Source organism: Candidatus Krumholzibacteriia bacterium, from assembly GCA_035649275.1.
GTDB lineage: Bacteria > Krumholzibacteriota > Krumholzibacteriia.
Window position 1 is genome coordinate 1 of sequence record DASRJW010000019.1, and the last position, 14087, is coordinate 14087.

Consider the following 14087-nt stretch of genomic DNA (forward strand, 5'->3'; position numbering starts at 1 on the left):
CCGGTGAGATCTCCGGCCACGTACAAACCTGGAACACGCGTCGAGCCGTCGGGCAGGATTTCGGGCAGCTTCTCCACCGTGCCCGCCGGCCAGCGGGTGTGCAGCCACTCTGTGTAGCGGCCGATCAGACCCACGCTGCTACACCCCCAGTAGGAACCACGCATTGCCCATGCGAGGCGTGCGCCGCAGGTTCCCCGGTTTTCCCATCGTCAGGGTGACGGCGGCTTGGAGGGCAGCGGCCGCCCCTCGATCCGCTCGAGTTCCTGGCGGAGCCAGTCGGGAACGGGGATGGAACGCTTCGCCTCGTAGTCGTAGGTCACCTGCACCGTCTCGCCGGTGACGGCCAGTCGTCCGGACTCGCGCTCCCGCAGCTCGTACTCCATGCCGAAGGAGCGCCTCGACACCCAGTTCGTGCGCAGGAAGACGCGGATGACCTCGCCCACCCGCGCTTCGGCCCGGAAATCGAGACACGCATGGGCGAGCACGAAGGGGACTTGTTCGTAGTTCGTGCGAGCGGAGAAACGCCGCCAGTAGGCCTGCCGCCCCACCTCGAGATAGGTGAGGTAGACGGCGTTGTTCACGTGCCCCATGGCATCGGTGTCGCGGAAGCGCACCGAGATGTCTTCCCAGACGGAGAACCCCGAGCGGGAAGCCTCGGGGTCGGGGCGTGCGACCGAGCTCATGCAGCGGACCATAGCAGCCACGGGAGCGGAGCGGAACCGTGCAGCGGCTCCGGCGGCCCAGAAAGCGTTCCGCGGCGCCGGACCCCGCTGGACCGGTCGGGTATGATCCCCCGCGTTCGTCGCTGGGCCGGCGCCAACGCGCCAGGCGGCGCCGCTCGTTCCCGGAGGTTCGCGTGTCATCGGTCCAGGTCACCTCGGAGATCGGGCGCCTCCGTCGGGTGCTCGTGCACGAGCCCGGCCCCGAGGTGGATCACATGCTGCCGAGCATGATGGAGGAGCTCCTCTTCGACGACATCCTCTTCGGCGAGGCGGCGCGCAAGGAGCACCGGCGCTTCCGCCGCGTGCTGGAGGCGCTGGGTGTCGAGGTCCTGGACGCCCACGTGCTGCTCGCTGCTGCCTTCCGGCGCGAGGAAGCGCGCCACTGGGTCCTCGATCCGCTGCAAGAAGCCCTGGCGCCGGCGCTTCTCGAGCGGCTGCACGCCGCCTCCCCCGCCGAGCTCGCCCGGGCGCTCACCAGCGGAGTGCGCCGCGAGCTCGCCGGCAGCGGTAACGACGCCGATGATCTCTTCGAGATTCCCCCGGTGCCGAACGTCTGCTTCCAGCGCGATCCTCAGGTGGTGATCGGCCACGAGGTGCTCATCGCTGCCATGGCGACGCCGGCGCGGCAGCGCGAAGCGCTCCTCGCCGATGTCGTCTTCCGCTTCCATCCCGACCTCGCCGCGGTGCCGCGCTTGTACGAACCCACCACTTCCTCCTACGACCAGAGCCTTTCTCTTGGCCCGCAGCGCCCGCGCTTCGAAGGCGGCGACGTCCTCGTCCTCTCTCCCGAAGTGGTGGCCGTCGGCGTTTCGCAGCGCACCAACCGCACCGGCGTGCAGCTCCTCGTCCGCGCTCTGGCGCGGCGCGAGCAGGGACCGCGCTGGCTCATCCTGGTCGCCTTGCCGGCGCTTCGCGCCTACATGCACCTCGACACCGTGATCACGCCCATCGATCGCGACGCGTGCCTGGTCTACCCGCCCCTCGTCGAGTCCGGCGGTCCCGGCGCGGCGCGCGTCTTCGAGATCGACCTGCATGCGAAGGATTCGCAGCCCGCGGCCCAACCCGACCTGCTGGCCGCTCTCCGCCGCCGCCAGCTGGATTTCGCGCCCATACCTTGCGGTGGAAGTGATCCCGTCCTGCAACAGCGAGAGCAGTGGACTGACGGCGCCAACGCCCTCGCCGTGGCTCCCGGGGTCGTGGTCCTTTACGATCGGAATGTCGCCACCGCCGAGGAACTCGGACGGCACGGCTTCGCCATCGTGGGTGCCAAGGAGCTGTTGCAGGGCCGCTCACCCTTGGACGTGGAGAGCGGCAAGCGCGCCTGCGTGCTGGTGGGAAGCAACGAGATCTGCCGTGCCCGGGGCGGGCCGCACTGCTTGACGCACCCACTCTTTCGCGACCCGGTGTGAACACGCAACTCCAAGACCCCTGACCTCGCTCACGAGCTCCCTCTCTCCTGAAAGGACGACCTCATGCGCCGCATCGATGCTCCGACCTATGCGACCCGGGATCTCGGTCTCCTGCTGCTCCGTCTCGTCGTCGGCTTCAGCATGGCGGCGTTCCATGGCTACGGGAAGATCTCGGGCGGGCCCGAGCGCTGGGCGCGCATCGGGGCCGCCCTGCCCGACCTCGGCATTCACGGGCTGCACACCTTCTGGGGCTTCATGGCGGGCTTCGCCGAGTTCGGCTGCTCCCTCCTCCTGATGCTCGGCTTGTTCTTCCGTCCCGCCGCGGCGCTGCTCGGCTTCAACATGTGCGTCGCCATCAGCAGACACTTGCGCCTGCCCGCCGGGGAGGAGAGCGCCGGCTGGAACGGCGCCTCGCACGCCCTCGAGTTCCTCGGGGTCTACCTCGCCCTCTTCCTGACCGGACCGGGCCCCTACGCCCTCGGCGTGCTCCGCCGGAAGTAAAAAGCGGCACGCGTGTATACTCGTGCGAGGTCATGCTGGACACGCCATTCGAGGAAATCGAGCCCACCGCGGACTGGGCGCTCCGTGTCCGCGGCCGCACCTTGCCGGCGCTTTTCACCGCCGCGGCCCGGGGCATGTTCAGCCTGCTCACCGACCTCTCTGCCGTCCGCCCCGAGGTGCGCCTCGAGCTGGACCTGCGCGCCTTCGATACCGAAACGCTGCTCGTCGACTGGCTCAACGAGCTCCTCTACCGGGCGGAGGAAAAGAAGATCGTCTTCAGCGTCTTCGACATCACGGCGCTCGAGCGGACGGACCCAGCGCGGCCGCTCGACCCGGCGCGCTTGCGCGCCCTCGTGGCAGGAGGCCCGTCGCGGGATCTCCACAAGGCGATCAAGGCCGCCACCTTCAGCGGCCTGTCGATTCGCCATGACGATGCGGGCTACGTGACCGAACTCGTCTTCGACGTTTGATACAAGGGGCTCGGTAGGATGATCACCCCTTGATGCAACCGATCGGGCGGAGGCGTGCGACCTTGTCGCTGACACCGGCCTGTTCCATGACGTCGACGACAAGGCTGGCGTCCTTGTAGGCCTCCGGCATCTCCTCGGCCACCGAGTCGCGGCCGTGGGCCATGACGATGACGCCGCGCTCTTCGAGCTCCTTGAAGAGGTCGCGTCCATGGGTCATTCTTTTCATCGCGGTGCGTGAGTGGGCGCGGCCCGCGCCATGGCAGGTAGAACCGAACGTCTCGCGCATCGAGCCCTCCTTGCCGACGAGCAGGTAGCTCGCCCGGCCCATGTCGCCCGGAATGAACGTGGGCTGGCCAAGGTCGCGGTACGCGGGCGGGAGGGAAGAATTGCCGGGGCCGAAGGCTCTCGTGGCACCCTTCCGGTGGACGCAGACCTTCCGGCCACCGTGCTCCTCGAACTTGGCGATGTTGTGACAGACGTCGTAGATAAGGTGAGCCTCGAGCGAGACTTCGGAAACCCCTAATGTCTGGGCCAAGACGCGGCGCGTGATAGCGGTCATGACCTGGCGGTTCGCCCAGGCGAAATTGGCCGCGCACGCCATCGCGGCGAGGTAGCGCTTGGCCTCGGGGCTGTGCAGCGGTGCGCAGCAGAGCTGGCGGTCGGGGAGGTCGATCCCGTAGTCGCGGCTCGCCTGGATCATCGTCTTGAGGAAGTCGTCGCAGACCTGATAGCCGAAGCCGCGCGAGCCCGAGTGCACCGAGAAACAGACGGTCCCTGGCCGTAGACCGAAGTGGTCGGCGACATCTCTGCGGTAGATCTCGTCCACTACCTGGATCTCGAGGAAGTGGTTACCGCTGCCGAGTGTGCCGACCTGCGGCATGCCACGGTTGAATGCCCGGTCGCTCACAGCTTTCGGATCGGCACCGGGGTAAACCCCGCCATCCTCGATGTGCTCGAGGTCCTCGGCAACCCCGTAGCCATGGTCGACTGCCCACTGAGCGCCTTGCGTGACGATCGCAATGCGGTCCTTCCCTTGCGGGGTGGGAATCGAGCCCGCACTCCCGACGCCGGCGGGGATCGAGTGGAAGAGGTTCCGCACCAGCTCGCGGAGCTTCGGCTGGACATCGCGCCGGTCGAGACTGGTGCGGACAATGCGGACGCCGCAATTGTGGACGACGAACCCGTTCGCGACAAAGGTGTGGTCGCGATGGGCCACGGTGAGGTCGTACACCCGCCGCACGCCGCGCCGGGGAACCTTCGCGGCGACCTCCTCCCAGACTACCTCGCCCCTCGACCACTCCTCGCACCAGTCGCTGAAGGTCGGGAAGCCGGCAGGAGCGCGGAGGGAACGCTTGGCCCCGCCGTAGATCGTGTGCTCGACAAACCTGAGATTGACCGGAACTCCTCCGGCCGACACGGCGGCCATGATCCTTTTCGCTCCCCAGCGGCTGATGGCACGGAGTTCGAGTATCTCGCGGCGCACCGTTTCGCGAGCGGCTACGAACGCCCGCTTTCGCTGCAGATAGCCGGTGGCAGCGCGGGCCAGGTTCGCGCGCTTTTCGCAGTACTCGTAGCCGATTCGACCCCAGAGACGGAGAAGATTCTCTTCGCGGCTGGAGATAACCAGCCGGAGGCGGATCGAGCGGCGGCCGTCGGAGTTGAGTTGCTCTGGGCGCGAGGAGACCGTGAGGGATGAGACACCGAAGCCCTCGAGCATGCGGGCCACCTCGAGGAGAAACTCCCGGCCGCTATCCACGTACCCCTCTCGCTTGACCGCGACGAGTACCGGACACTGAAAACTGTGATTCGCCCGAACGAAGGGGCGCGGTGCCGTGAGCTCCGCCCCGAAGAACCCGGCGAGGAAGAGCCGTTGCTGCCAACGGGGTGCCTTCCACAAAAAGGAAGGCATCTTCCAATCTTGAGATGCTTTGCGCCCCACGGGGATTCCGAGCGCCACCAGGAGCAGGGCGAATCCGAGCGAAGGCACGCGGACATAGTGTTCGGTGCTCTCGGTGCGAACCACCCCGTAGGTCGTGGGGATCGTGTGACGCCGATGGCGCGAGTAGACCCGCGAGACCGTGATCCAGGGCCGAAGCTCGGCGGCGATCCTTTCGAGATCGTGCTTCTGCCCACTGATCGTGACGGAACCCTTGCCGCTTCGGCGCTCGAAGGAGATCGAGCCGTCGCCGAGCACGTACCCGGCGACCTTGAGGAGCACCGGAAGGGCTGGGTGGTCGAACGTGAGCGGGAGGAGCGGCTGGAGGTCCGTGAGAGCCTGCGTCAACCTCGAGCCTCGATCATCCTTCCCGAGTCGTGCCGCTGTCCCGAGGAAGTCCTGTTTCGAAACGATGACCTCAGCAGTGGGCTTCTCATAGGGAACGCCCTCGAAGGGGACGACGGCGATTCGATCGCCTCGCTCGAGCCGCCCCAGCGCCCGCATGCCCCTGGGCGTGAGGAACGGGTGATCCTCGCTGGCGACGGCTTTGCGACCCGAGGCCGTCAGAAGCTCCCACACTTGCTTCCGTGGTGACTGCGCGAGTCCTGCCACGACGGCGGCGTGCGTGAGCCGCTTCGCGCGGCGGTCGAAGACCGAGACCGGATCGCGAGCCTGCTCCGCGACGATCTCCCGGATCGGCCGGCTGTACCCATCAGGGAACAGTACGACCGTACCTCCTTCGAAGCAGTTGATGTCGTACCCCACTCCCCCGGGGGAGATCACGCCTTCCTCGGCGTCGAATGCCGCGACCCCGCCGATAGGGAAGCCGTAACCCCAGTGGAAGTCGGGCATGGCGAGAGAGTGCCCGACGATGCCGGGGAGGTGGGCGACATTCCTGACCTGGGCGATCGCCTCGTCGGTCTTCTGGGAGTCCATCAGCTGGCGTGTGGCGAAGATACGTCCAGGGACGCGCATCCCGCCTGTCTTGGGGATTTCGTAGAGGTATGGCCTGATCTGGACGAGGTCGGTCATTCGCTCTCCTGCATCGTAGCGTCGCGCCGTCATTCACCTGATTCGCCCATACAGCCGTCCGTCTCCCCGCGGGCGGGACGCAGCCGTGAGTACCTCATCCAGGTCGCTCAAACATCGAAGATGACCTGGGCCATCCATCCTTCGTTTTCCCGCTCTAGCCGCAGTTGATGGTAGGTCACTGCCTTGAGCTCGGTCACGAGGCGGTGGCGACCGGGATCGAAGGGTTCCCATACCGTCTCGATGACCCCCGAGCCCGAGGCGAAGCGGATGTACATGACATGCTCGGCTGAAAAGCGAAAGAGGAGGTCGGCGAGAAACTCGCGGAGGTCCTCCGCCGTCGGAGCCTCTGGCAAGGGCACGGTCTCACGGTGCGGCATGGCCGCTGTCGTGCCCGCGGCACGGGGCTCGGCGGCGTCGGCCAGAATCGCGAACATCGCGGTCGCAGCCTCGGCGAAGAGAGTCTCGATGTCGCGAGCCCGCACTACGATCCCCACGTCGCCGGTGTGGTCGAGGAGCTCGTAGCTCATGCGCGGATTGTACGCCGCCCACTGGTAAAGGAGGAGGGGGCAGGAGCGCAATGCGGATGGACGCCGCTCGCCGGGCTCGGCGTCACTGCTTGGCCGGCGGCAGCGCTCCCGCGGCGCGCAGCGACTCGGTGACCTTGCGCATGCGGGTGCGATACTCGTGGGGCGGCTCGAAGGGCACGGGGCCGGCGGCGCGTGCCGCCTCCGTCACGGCCTTGGCCTCGTCAGGGAAGCCGTTGTCGCCGAAGTGCGTCACCGATTCCTCCGCGAGGTGGGCGCGCACGACAAGCTCCGAGTAGTTCTTCCCGTTCAGGAAGATGTAGCCGAGGGTGCGTCCGTAGGGATCCTTCTGCTCCCCCCGCAGGATCTCTACCTGGCTGGCGACGGCGAAGGCGCCGCGGGCGAAGCTCGCCGCCTCGCGCCCGAAGGGCTGGTCGTAGGGCAGATTGTGCTCGATGTTCTGGGTCTCCGGCGTGTCTACGCCTAAGATGCGCACCGTCTCCTGGTCGCCGTTCCCCCAATCGATCAGCACCGTGTCGCCGTCCAGCACCAGGACCTTCTCCACCGCCACCGCCAGCCGCGCTTTCGTCGGCCGTGTCTGCTTGCGATCCTCCTGCGCCGCGCCCGAGACGGCGAGGAGCGCCAGGCAGGACGCAGCGACCAGGCTGATGAGCAGCAGCGCCGGTACGAGCCGGGAAAGTCGCCCTGCTCCGGCGGCGCCGCGCGACGCGAAGGAATGGCGAGAGGGAGCAGGGCGGGCACACTCGGACAGGCGGGACATGGCGGTTCGTCTCCTCTCGCTTCTCATCCAAGCGGTGTCAAAGCCAGCGCTCACTCGGGCGCCGTCTCTTCCCAGGACCCGACGCAGCAGGAGAGCTCGCGTCGTGCCCGGTCGCACGACGCGAGGCTCATGCGTCTCACCAGTGCCAGACCTGATCGTAGCCGGCGAACAGACGGGCGATCCCGGCGCGCGGGATCTTCTCCACGCCGTCGATGCATTCATTGGGTTCGATGCCGCGCTCGGCAGCGTCCTCCTGCACCATATAGACGGGTACACCCTTCGTCACCAGCTTGGCCAGATCCTGATGCAGCACCGGCGGCTGCGTCTGCCGGCGGCCGCCGAAGGAGAGGCCGCTGGCGTCCTGAGCGCGGACGGCGTAGTTGACCGCGTTGCCGCAGAGCAGGAGCGCCAGGTCGGCCCCGGCGCCCTTCATGACGTGGGTAATCCAGACCACTGGATCGTCTTGCTCTTCGATGGTGCAGCGGTAACCCGCGTCGAGCACCTGAAGGACTTTCTTGGGCATGATTCCTCCCTGCGCGCCTACTTGGCGCCCATGACCAGAGTGCAGTCGGAGTTCTCCGCCGCCTTCCACAGGTCGGCAGGCGAGCCGCGCCGCGTCCCGGGCACGGCCTCGGCCACGCCCCGTTCGTCCACGCAGAGCCCGCAGTTGATCCAGTCCAGCTTGCCGCCATGAGCCTGAGTGGTCTCGATGAGAGCCGCCACCCATTCCCGCGGTAGCGGGTGGTCTTCCTCTTGCAGATCACGGCCGTGCACCGCGTTGGCGTGCCCCACCTGCTTGGCGAAAGCGAGCCCCACGGCACCCTCGTAGGCGAACACGTTGATGTCGTAGCCGCGACGCGCCGCGATGTCCAGGAGCCGCATCGCCGTCACCGTCCGCGCGTTCTCGAAGGGCGCGTCCATGATGGCGAAGGTGAGAGTTTTCTTGCCAGCCATGGTGTCTCCTCAGTTCCAGAGAACCTTGCGGCCCTCGCTCATGTGATCGATGACGACATCCAGATCGGCGACCGCGATCCCTGCCGCCAGTCGCTCCTTCCCAATGCCGCGCTCGCGCAGCGAGAAGGAATCAGCCACCACCGCGACGCCAGCACCGGACAGCTTGGCGTAGGCGCCGGTGGCGGCGCCCTTCCGGGCCCCGAACACGGCGTTCTGCACCAAGAACAGCGTCACCTCGTTGCCCTCGCGCCGCAGGTCGCCCGCCAGCAGGCAATACTTTTCCCCCTCGCGGGATTCGAGCGGGTCGCGCGAAGCGATCAGCGTGTACTTCGCCATCTCACCCTCCTCGGGCTTGGTTTTCGTGTCTGCCGCATGGGATGCCGCGTTCCCTCTGTCCGTACTGGCGTCCGTGACGCCGCCGGCTCGAAGAGGAGCCCCGCCGCCTCTCGACCGACTGGCCGAGGCGACAACGGGTCAGAGACACGATGAAGATCTCAGCACTGCCCATCCTATCGAAGGAATGCCGGCGAAGCAAGGAAGGCGAGACGGGTACCGCTTGCCGGCACCCCAGCCGAGAAGCTCACCGCTGGGAGCGGACGACTCTCCCCTCCTGGAGGACGAGTGCGACCTGCCGCAGCGCTGCGATGTCCTGGAGCGGGTCGCCGCGTACGGCCACCAAGTCGGCGCGGAAACCGGGAGCGATGCGACCACACTCCTCGCCGAGGCCGAGCACCGCGGCAGCGCCGCTCGTGGCGGCGCGGAGCGCCTGCATCCGGGACATGCCGTAGGCCACCATCAGCTCGAGCTCGCGCACGTTGTCACCGTGAGCGAAGACGCCGGCGTCGCTGCCGCAAGCGATGGCGGTCCCTGCCTCCAGAGCGCGCGCGAAAGCAGCGCGCGAGTGGCGCAGGACTTCCGGTTCGGGATCGCCGGGCTTCCAGCCGGCGTAGCGCGCCGTGGCTTCGTACGCCGCCAGGGTCGGGCACAACACCACACCGTGACTGCGCATGAGGCGCAGCACCTTGGTGGAAACTTCCAAGCCGTGCTCGATGCTGCGCACTCCGGCTTCGACACAACGTTCGATCGCCTCGTCCGTGACCGCGTGAGCCGCTACCGGCAACGCCGCCGCGCGGGCCTCGTCGACCGCGGCCCGCAGCTCCTCCAGTGTGAGCGTCGGCCTCGCGCCGGCCCCGCGGGTGCGTGGGTAATCGGCGTAGACCTTGATCCAGTCGGCTCCGGCGGCGATTTGCGCCCGCACCGCGGCGCGCATGCCGTCAGCGCCGTTCACTTCCTGCGCCCCTTGCGGCACGTCCCAGCGCCGATCGAAAGCGCTCGGCCCGTAGCAATCCACCGCCACGATGGCGCGGGTGACGACGAAGAGTCGGGGCCCCGGAATGAGTCGAGCGGCAATGGCATCGCGCAGCGCCACGTCGGCGAAGCCGGCGCCCTCGGTGCCGAGGTCGCGGATCGTGGTCCAGCCCGCTTCGAGCGTCCGCCGTGCCGCCACGCTGGCCCGCAGGGTGCGAAACTCCAGCGCCTCCTTCAGAACTTGGTCGTCCCAGAGGGCTTCGTTGTAAGGGTGCAGCAACAGGTGCGTGTGCAGATCGATGAGACCAGGAACGAGGTACAGGCCCTCGAGGTCGATGCTGCTGTCGGCCGGCACTGCCTGGGCTTCGGGCAGCACGGCGCGGATGCGACCGGCCTCCAGCACCACCACGCGCCCGTCGAGCCAGCGTCCCCCTTCCGCATCGAGGACGCGTCCACCCCGGAGGAGGAGCGTGGCCGCGCCCGCGCCCGGGGCGCCGAGCAGCAACCATAGAAAGGCGAAGAAAACCGGCGCTCGCATGCGTACTCCCGGGGCATCGGTGGCAAGCGGCAACGACCGCCGCCGCGTCACGGAACCTGTCGTTGCCGGTGTGGCGCGAGCACTGTAGGCCAAGTGGGCGGCGCGGCTCAAGGTTGCCGGAGCGGGGCGGCGTCACGGAGTCCCGGCCCGAGCTCGGCTGACGAACGTGTAGGATCCACGGATTGCCCTCTGCTGCGGGTCGAGGGACTTCCAGAACAACCGGAGGAAGTGGATGCGCCCCGAGTCCCCACGCATTCCCTGGCTCGTGGTCGTCGCCTACGCCGGGATGTGCCTGATCTGGAGCAGCACTTGGACGGTGATCAAGTTCGGCTTGCGCGGTGCCCCGCCGCTCACCGCGGTCAGCGTTCGCTTCGTCATCGCCGCCCTGTTGCTCGCGCTCGTCCTCCTGGCGCGGCGCCTGCGGCTCCCTGAGGTACGGCGCTTCTGGTGGCTCAGCCTCACGCTCGGCATCACCCAGGTCGCCATCCCGTACATCCTGGTCTACTGCGCCGAGCAGCGCATCTCATCCGGCCTCACGGCGGTGCTCTACAGCACCATGCCGCTCGTCGTCGCCCTCCTCGCCCGAGTTTTCCTCGGCGATCGCCTGACCACGGCGAAGCTGGTGGGGATCGCCGCTGGCATCGGTGGCGTCGTCCTCATCTTCTCCGACAACCTGCATGCCGAGAGCGGCATCGGGGTGGGCGCCGTGCTGGTGAGCGTCCTCTTCGCCAGCTCCTCTTCCGTCCTCACCAAACGCCACGGTACGACCTACGACCCGCAGGTGCTGCTGCTCCCGACCTTTCTCGTCGGTGGACTGGTCACCCTCGCTCTCGCGGCGCCTCTGGAGCGGAGCGACCCGCGCCGTTACGACGGTCTCACCTGGATGACGATCCTCTATCTCGCCGTGGTGGGCTCGGTGCTGGCCTTCAGCCTCTACCTCTGGGTGCTGCGCCGTGTGGAGGTCACCGTCGTCTCCTACCAGACGTTCGTCATCCCCATCCTCGCGACCTTGCTCGGCTGGCTCCTCCTCGACGAAACGATCACGGCGCGCACCGGGCTCGGGGCCGCCCTCATCCTGACCGGCATCGCCGTCGCCACCGTGCACGCCTCGCGCGGCTTTCCCCAGCGCCGCTCGGGCGCGGAGCCCTCGGCGCGCGAGTCGAGCCCACCACGAGCAAAGAGTCGTTAGCGGGAAATCGATCGGCCTGGACGGCGGCCGTTCGAGTGCAGGCGGGTCAGAACTTCATCTTCAGGCCGAGACCCTTGCGTCCCAGGATCAGGTGATCCTGCATCGTGCGGGCGCGCGAGGAGTGGTGCGCGACCGCTTCACCCACCGCGAGACCCAGAGCCGAGCTGAGGAGAACCGAGGAGCCCGATCCTGCCTCGCGGGTGTAGCTGTAGGTCCCCGCGGCGACGGCGAGGGCGTAGGCCGAAGCGCCCGCCACCCAGCCATAGTGGGTGCGGACGATGGGTGCGATGGTGAAGGCGCTCGAGGTGCCGAGGTCGACCCCCAAGCTGGGCTCGGGCTGGCCGTGCTGCAGTGCCCGGTCCGCTCCAAAGGAGAGTGCGCCGTTGAGCGCGAGACCCTTGGCGAGATCCGGCGCCGCGCCGGAGAAGAAGCCCGTACCCCGTGGGGAAACGAAGAGCAGAGGGTCCAGCGACGGAGTCGACGACAGGAGCGGAGCCTGGCTCGTCGCAGCGACCTGGCGCAGGTCCTGGCCTTTCGCTGTGACTCGCTGCAGTTCCTCGCTCGCTGCGGCGGCAGGCAAGCCGGGATCGGCAGACGCGACGGCGCCCCACCAGATGGCGGCGAGCCAGGTCGGGAACGCGATGCGACGGAAAGACGACTGGGATGTGGGCCGGGACACTGGGCCTCCGAATGGTGGCGAGGTTCAGAATGCATGAAGAGTACCGACTCGCTTTGCCCCCGCAGCATTCACGTAAACATATTCAACACAATTGATTAGACGATTTCGTCGGGTGCTCTGGGGGAGCGACGGGCGTCCTGTTTAGGGGACTTCCGAGGCTCTGAACGTCTCTTTCGAAGACGCCTCGGGACCTGAGCCGCTCTTCGCGGCGGGTGCCGGGCTCGAAGAGGATCGCGACCCTTCAGTGCACGATGCCTACGACCCGGGGCTCCCCTTGGCCGTCGAAACGCAGGTGGAACTGGGCCGGCGAGGGGGCGGCGGCATCGCCCCAGTGGGCTCGGAGGTCGACTCGCAGGTATCCATGGGCCCTCTCCCTGAGGGAGACAGGAATCGGGAGCTCCAAGACATCGCCGGTGCCGGCTGGAAGATTCTCGCTGTGCATCTGCAGCTCGCTGCCCTCGCCGTCCCAGAACCGGACCTCGTATGCCGTAGGGGTGAGCGCCGCGAACCGCCTGCCCATGTCTACCAACTGCAGCATCTCCCCCTCCACTCCCACCGCATCGACAGGCGTCACTTGGCGCATGAAATAGCCGAGCACCTTCCGCCGCCGCTCCCACAACGTCTGCAGCACGTAGTCCCCGGCGCCGGGCTCAGGATAGCCGGCGGCCTGCACTAGGGCTTGTAGCTGCTCGTGGGTCAAGCGAGCCACGATCTTCGCCGCCCAGTAGTCGTCGGCAGGCTGGCTGCGCCGCATGGGCTCGAACGGATAGACCTCTTTCCAAGTCGCGGGATCGAAGGTGGTCGACTCGAACATGCCGACGGACTTCCAGGGCGTCGGGACGATGTGTTCCCAGGGATGGACGTCGAGGCCGAGGGTCACGAAGTTGTGGGCCGCAGCGCGGTAACTGAAATAGTGCTCGAAGCCGTCCCATGGATAACCGTGCTCCGCGCCGTGACCGCCGAAGGCTTCGCCGAAATCGAGCAGGTAGTGCTCCACGTGGCCCTGCCCGGCTTCACCCTGGTAGAAGTCCCCTGCATTGTCGACGCGCATGTCGCTGTGATTGAGGAAGGCGCCGAACACCCGCAGGGCCCGCAACACGCGCCGCTCCTCGTGGGGGATGCCGTCGTTGGGGTCATCCTCGCGCACGCCGCGGTCCATGGTGGGACCCAAGTACACGCCGTCGATCAGGAGACTCGCCGTCGCCCGATACCGCCCATCCACCGGCGGCGCGACCAGGCTCAGCACCTTGTCCACATCCGCCTCGGTGTACTGGCTTCCCGGGGCGACCTCGAGCTCCTCGCGTCGCAGGTAGAAAGTGAAGTCCTCCGGCACGTTGTAGCCGAAGGACCAGAAGAGGCGATTCACCACGAAGGCAGTGGTCGTCTCGATCCCGGGGAATTCGGGGGGATCGAATTTGACGATGTATTTCTTCCCCCGCGCGTCGGCGATGACGAAGCCGGGATTTCCCTGTGGCTTGGCCTTGAGGACCCGAATCGGCAGCTGCGGCGATCCGACAGCGGCGGGACCGCGCAGCATCTCTTCCGGGGAGAGCTCTCGCGCGCCGAGCCGAGGGGTGAACCAGCTGGAGCTCGGCATCTCGTCCAGCGCATTGACGTCGCGGGAGCTGCGCACCGGGGCCGGGGCGAGGCTGCGGACTGCCGGGCGCCGAACCACGACGTCGACGAAGTAGAACATCTTGTGGAAATCCGCCGCTTGCGGCACCGCGATGGGTCGTCGATCGTCGGCCTCCTGCACCGGTTCCTTGTCCGCGAACCGGTACGACGAAGGCTTGCCCGAAGCGGTGCAGAGGACCGCTGACGCGAGGAGCAGCAGGCGTCCTGTCCCTCTCTTCATCCGGCGGTCCTTCCGCTACAACCAGTGGGTGCGGTCGGAGACGTGGAAACCGAGTCCGAGGTCGATCATGAAACGCACGCCCTCGGAGCCCGAGGACACCGCGATGCGTCCCACCTCGCTCCGCGCTCCCTGGATGGCGAAGCCGACACCGTAGGCGTACGGCGCGTCATGGAACGTCAAGTGGCTGAC

14 protein-coding genes are annotated in these 14087 nt (G+C 67.5%); 4 read left to right on the forward strand and 10 right to left on the reverse strand.

Translation table 11 applies throughout. The features are described 5' to 3' along the window. Positions 1–209: 209 nt before the first annotated feature. Positions 210–683 carry a thioesterase family protein gene (locus VFE28_01440; protein HZM14637.1) on the reverse strand — a complete coding sequence of 158 codons (474 nt, stop codon included), beginning with the start codon at positions 681–683 and terminating at the stop codon, positions 210–212. A 173-nt stretch (positions 684–856) separates the two neighbouring features. On the opposite strand from VFE28_01440, the gene VFE28_01445 reads away from it, so the two are divergent. The 3 genes from VFE28_01445 to VFE28_01455 all read left to right on the forward strand — a co-directional run bounded on the left by VFE28_01445 (position 857) and on the right by VFE28_01455 (position 3102). Next, positions 857–2131 carry an arginine deiminase family protein gene (locus VFE28_01445; protein ID HZM14638.1) on the forward strand — a complete coding sequence of 425 codons (1275 nt, stop codon included), beginning with the start codon at positions 857–859 and terminating at the stop codon, positions 2129–2131. Between the two features lie 63 nt (positions 2132–2194). Beyond that, positions 2195–2632 carry a DoxX family protein gene (locus VFE28_01450; GenBank protein HZM14639.1) on the forward strand — a complete coding sequence of 146 codons (438 nt, stop codon included), beginning with the start codon at positions 2195–2197 and terminating at the stop codon, positions 2630–2632. A 32-nt stretch (positions 2633–2664) separates the two neighbouring features. Beyond that, positions 2665–3102, forward strand: a complete 438-nt coding sequence (locus tag VFE28_01455) for an archease (protein ID HZM14640.1) — start codon at positions 2665–2667, stop codon at positions 3100–3102. Between the two features lie 22 nt (positions 3103–3124). Here the strand turns inward: VFE28_01455 and VFE28_01460 are convergent, their stop codons facing one another. The 7 genes from VFE28_01460 to VFE28_01490 all read right to left on the reverse strand — a co-directional run bounded on the left by VFE28_01460 (position 3125) and on the right by VFE28_01490 (position 10175). After that, positions 3125–6070: an RtcB family protein gene (locus VFE28_01460; GenBank protein ID HZM14641.1), complete on the reverse strand. Its 2946-nt coding sequence runs from the start codon at positions 6068–6070 to the stop codon at positions 3125–3127. Between the two features lie 107 nt (positions 6071–6177). Continuing rightward, positions 6178–6597: an archease gene (locus VFE28_01465; protein HZM14642.1), complete on the reverse strand. Its 420-nt coding sequence runs from the start codon at positions 6595–6597 to the stop codon at positions 6178–6180. 82 nt (positions 6598–6679) lie between these two features. Next, positions 6680–7375 carry a thermonuclease family protein gene (locus tag VFE28_01470; GenBank protein ID HZM14643.1) on the reverse strand — a complete coding sequence of 232 codons (696 nt, stop codon included), beginning with the start codon at positions 7373–7375 and terminating at the stop codon, positions 6680–6682. A 136-nt stretch (positions 7376–7511) separates the two neighbouring features. Then, positions 7512–7898 (reverse strand): DsrE family protein, encoded by a 387-nt coding sequence (locus VFE28_01475; GenBank protein HZM14644.1) that lies wholly within the window; start codon positions 7896–7898, stop codon positions 7512–7514. A gap of 17 nt (positions 7899–7915) precedes the next feature. Then, entirely contained in the window at positions 7916–8329 is a 414-nt protein-coding gene (locus VFE28_01480) for a DsrE family protein (protein HZM14645.1), read from the reverse strand. A 9-nt stretch (positions 8330–8338) separates the two neighbouring features. Then, entirely contained in the window at positions 8339–8665 is a 327-nt protein-coding gene (locus VFE28_01485) for a DsrE family protein (protein ID HZM14646.1), read from the reverse strand. Between the two features lie 244 nt (positions 8666–8909). After that, positions 8910–10175 carry an amidohydrolase family protein gene (locus VFE28_01490; GenBank protein HZM14647.1) on the reverse strand — a complete coding sequence of 422 codons (1266 nt, stop codon included), beginning with the start codon at positions 10173–10175 and terminating at the stop codon, positions 8910–8912. Positions 10176–10407: 232 nt separating this feature from the next. Between VFE28_01490 and VFE28_01495 the strand changes: the two genes are divergently transcribed. Next, positions 10408–11364 (forward strand): EamA family transporter, encoded by a 957-nt coding sequence (locus tag VFE28_01495; protein ID HZM14648.1) that lies wholly within the window; start codon positions 10408–10410, stop codon positions 11362–11364. 46 nt (positions 11365–11410) lie between these two features. Here the strand turns inward: VFE28_01495 and VFE28_01500 are convergent, their stop codons facing one another. Together VFE28_01500 and VFE28_01505 are read right to left on the reverse strand one after the other, a co-directional pair. After that, positions 11411–12043 (reverse strand): hypothetical protein, encoded by a 633-nt coding sequence (locus VFE28_01500; protein HZM14649.1) that lies wholly within the window; start codon positions 12041–12043, stop codon positions 11411–11413. A gap of 241 nt (positions 12044–12284) precedes the next feature. Then, positions 12285–13898, reverse strand: coding sequence for a hypothetical protein (locus VFE28_01505; GenBank protein HZM14650.1), 1614 nt, complete (start codon positions 13896–13898; stop codon positions 12285–12287). Positions 13899–14087: the final 189 nt, after the last annotated feature.

Coding starts and splice junctions, on each gene's coding strand:
- VFE28_01440 (HZM14637.1), bottom strand. CDS start 683: ATGAGCTCGGTCGCACGCCCCGACCCCGAGGCTTCCCGCTCGGGGTTC.
- VFE28_01450 (HZM14639.1), top strand. CDS start 2,195: ATGCGCCGCATCGATGCTCCGACCTATGCGACCCGGGATCTCGGTCTC.
- VFE28_01455 (HZM14640.1), top strand. CDS start 2,665: ATGCTGGACACGCCATTCGAGGAAATCGAGCCCACCGCGGACTGGGCG.
- VFE28_01460 (HZM14641.1), bottom strand. CDS start 6,070: ATGACCGACCTCGTCCAGATCAGGCCATACCTCTACGAAATCCCCAAG.
- VFE28_01465 (HZM14642.1), bottom strand. CDS start 6,597: ATGAGCTACGAGCTCCTCGACCACACCGGCGACGTGGGGATCGTAGTG.
- VFE28_01470 (HZM14643.1), bottom strand. CDS start 7,375: ATGTCCCGCCTGTCCGAGTGTGCCCGCCCTGCTCCCTCTCGCCATTCC.
- VFE28_01475 (HZM14644.1), bottom strand. CDS start 7,898: ATGCCCAAGAAAGTCCTTCAGGTGCTCGACGCGGGTTACCGCTGCACC.
- VFE28_01480 (HZM14645.1), bottom strand. CDS start 8,329: ATGGCTGGCAAGAAAACTCTCACCTTCGCCATCATGGACGCGCCCTTC.
- VFE28_01485 (HZM14646.1), bottom strand. CDS start 8,665: ATGGCGAAGTACACGCTGATCGCTTCGCGCGACCCGCTCGAATCCCGC.
- VFE28_01490 (HZM14647.1), bottom strand. CDS start 10,175: ATGCGAGCGCCGGTTTTCTTCGCCTTTCTATGGTTGCTGCTCGGCGCC.
- VFE28_01495 (HZM14648.1), top strand. CDS start 10,408: ATGCGCCCCGAGTCCCCACGCATTCCCTGGCTCGTGGTCGTCGCCTAC.
- VFE28_01505 (HZM14650.1), bottom strand. CDS start 13,898: ATGAAGAGAGGGACAGGACGCCTGCTGCTCCTCGCGTCAGCGGTCCTC.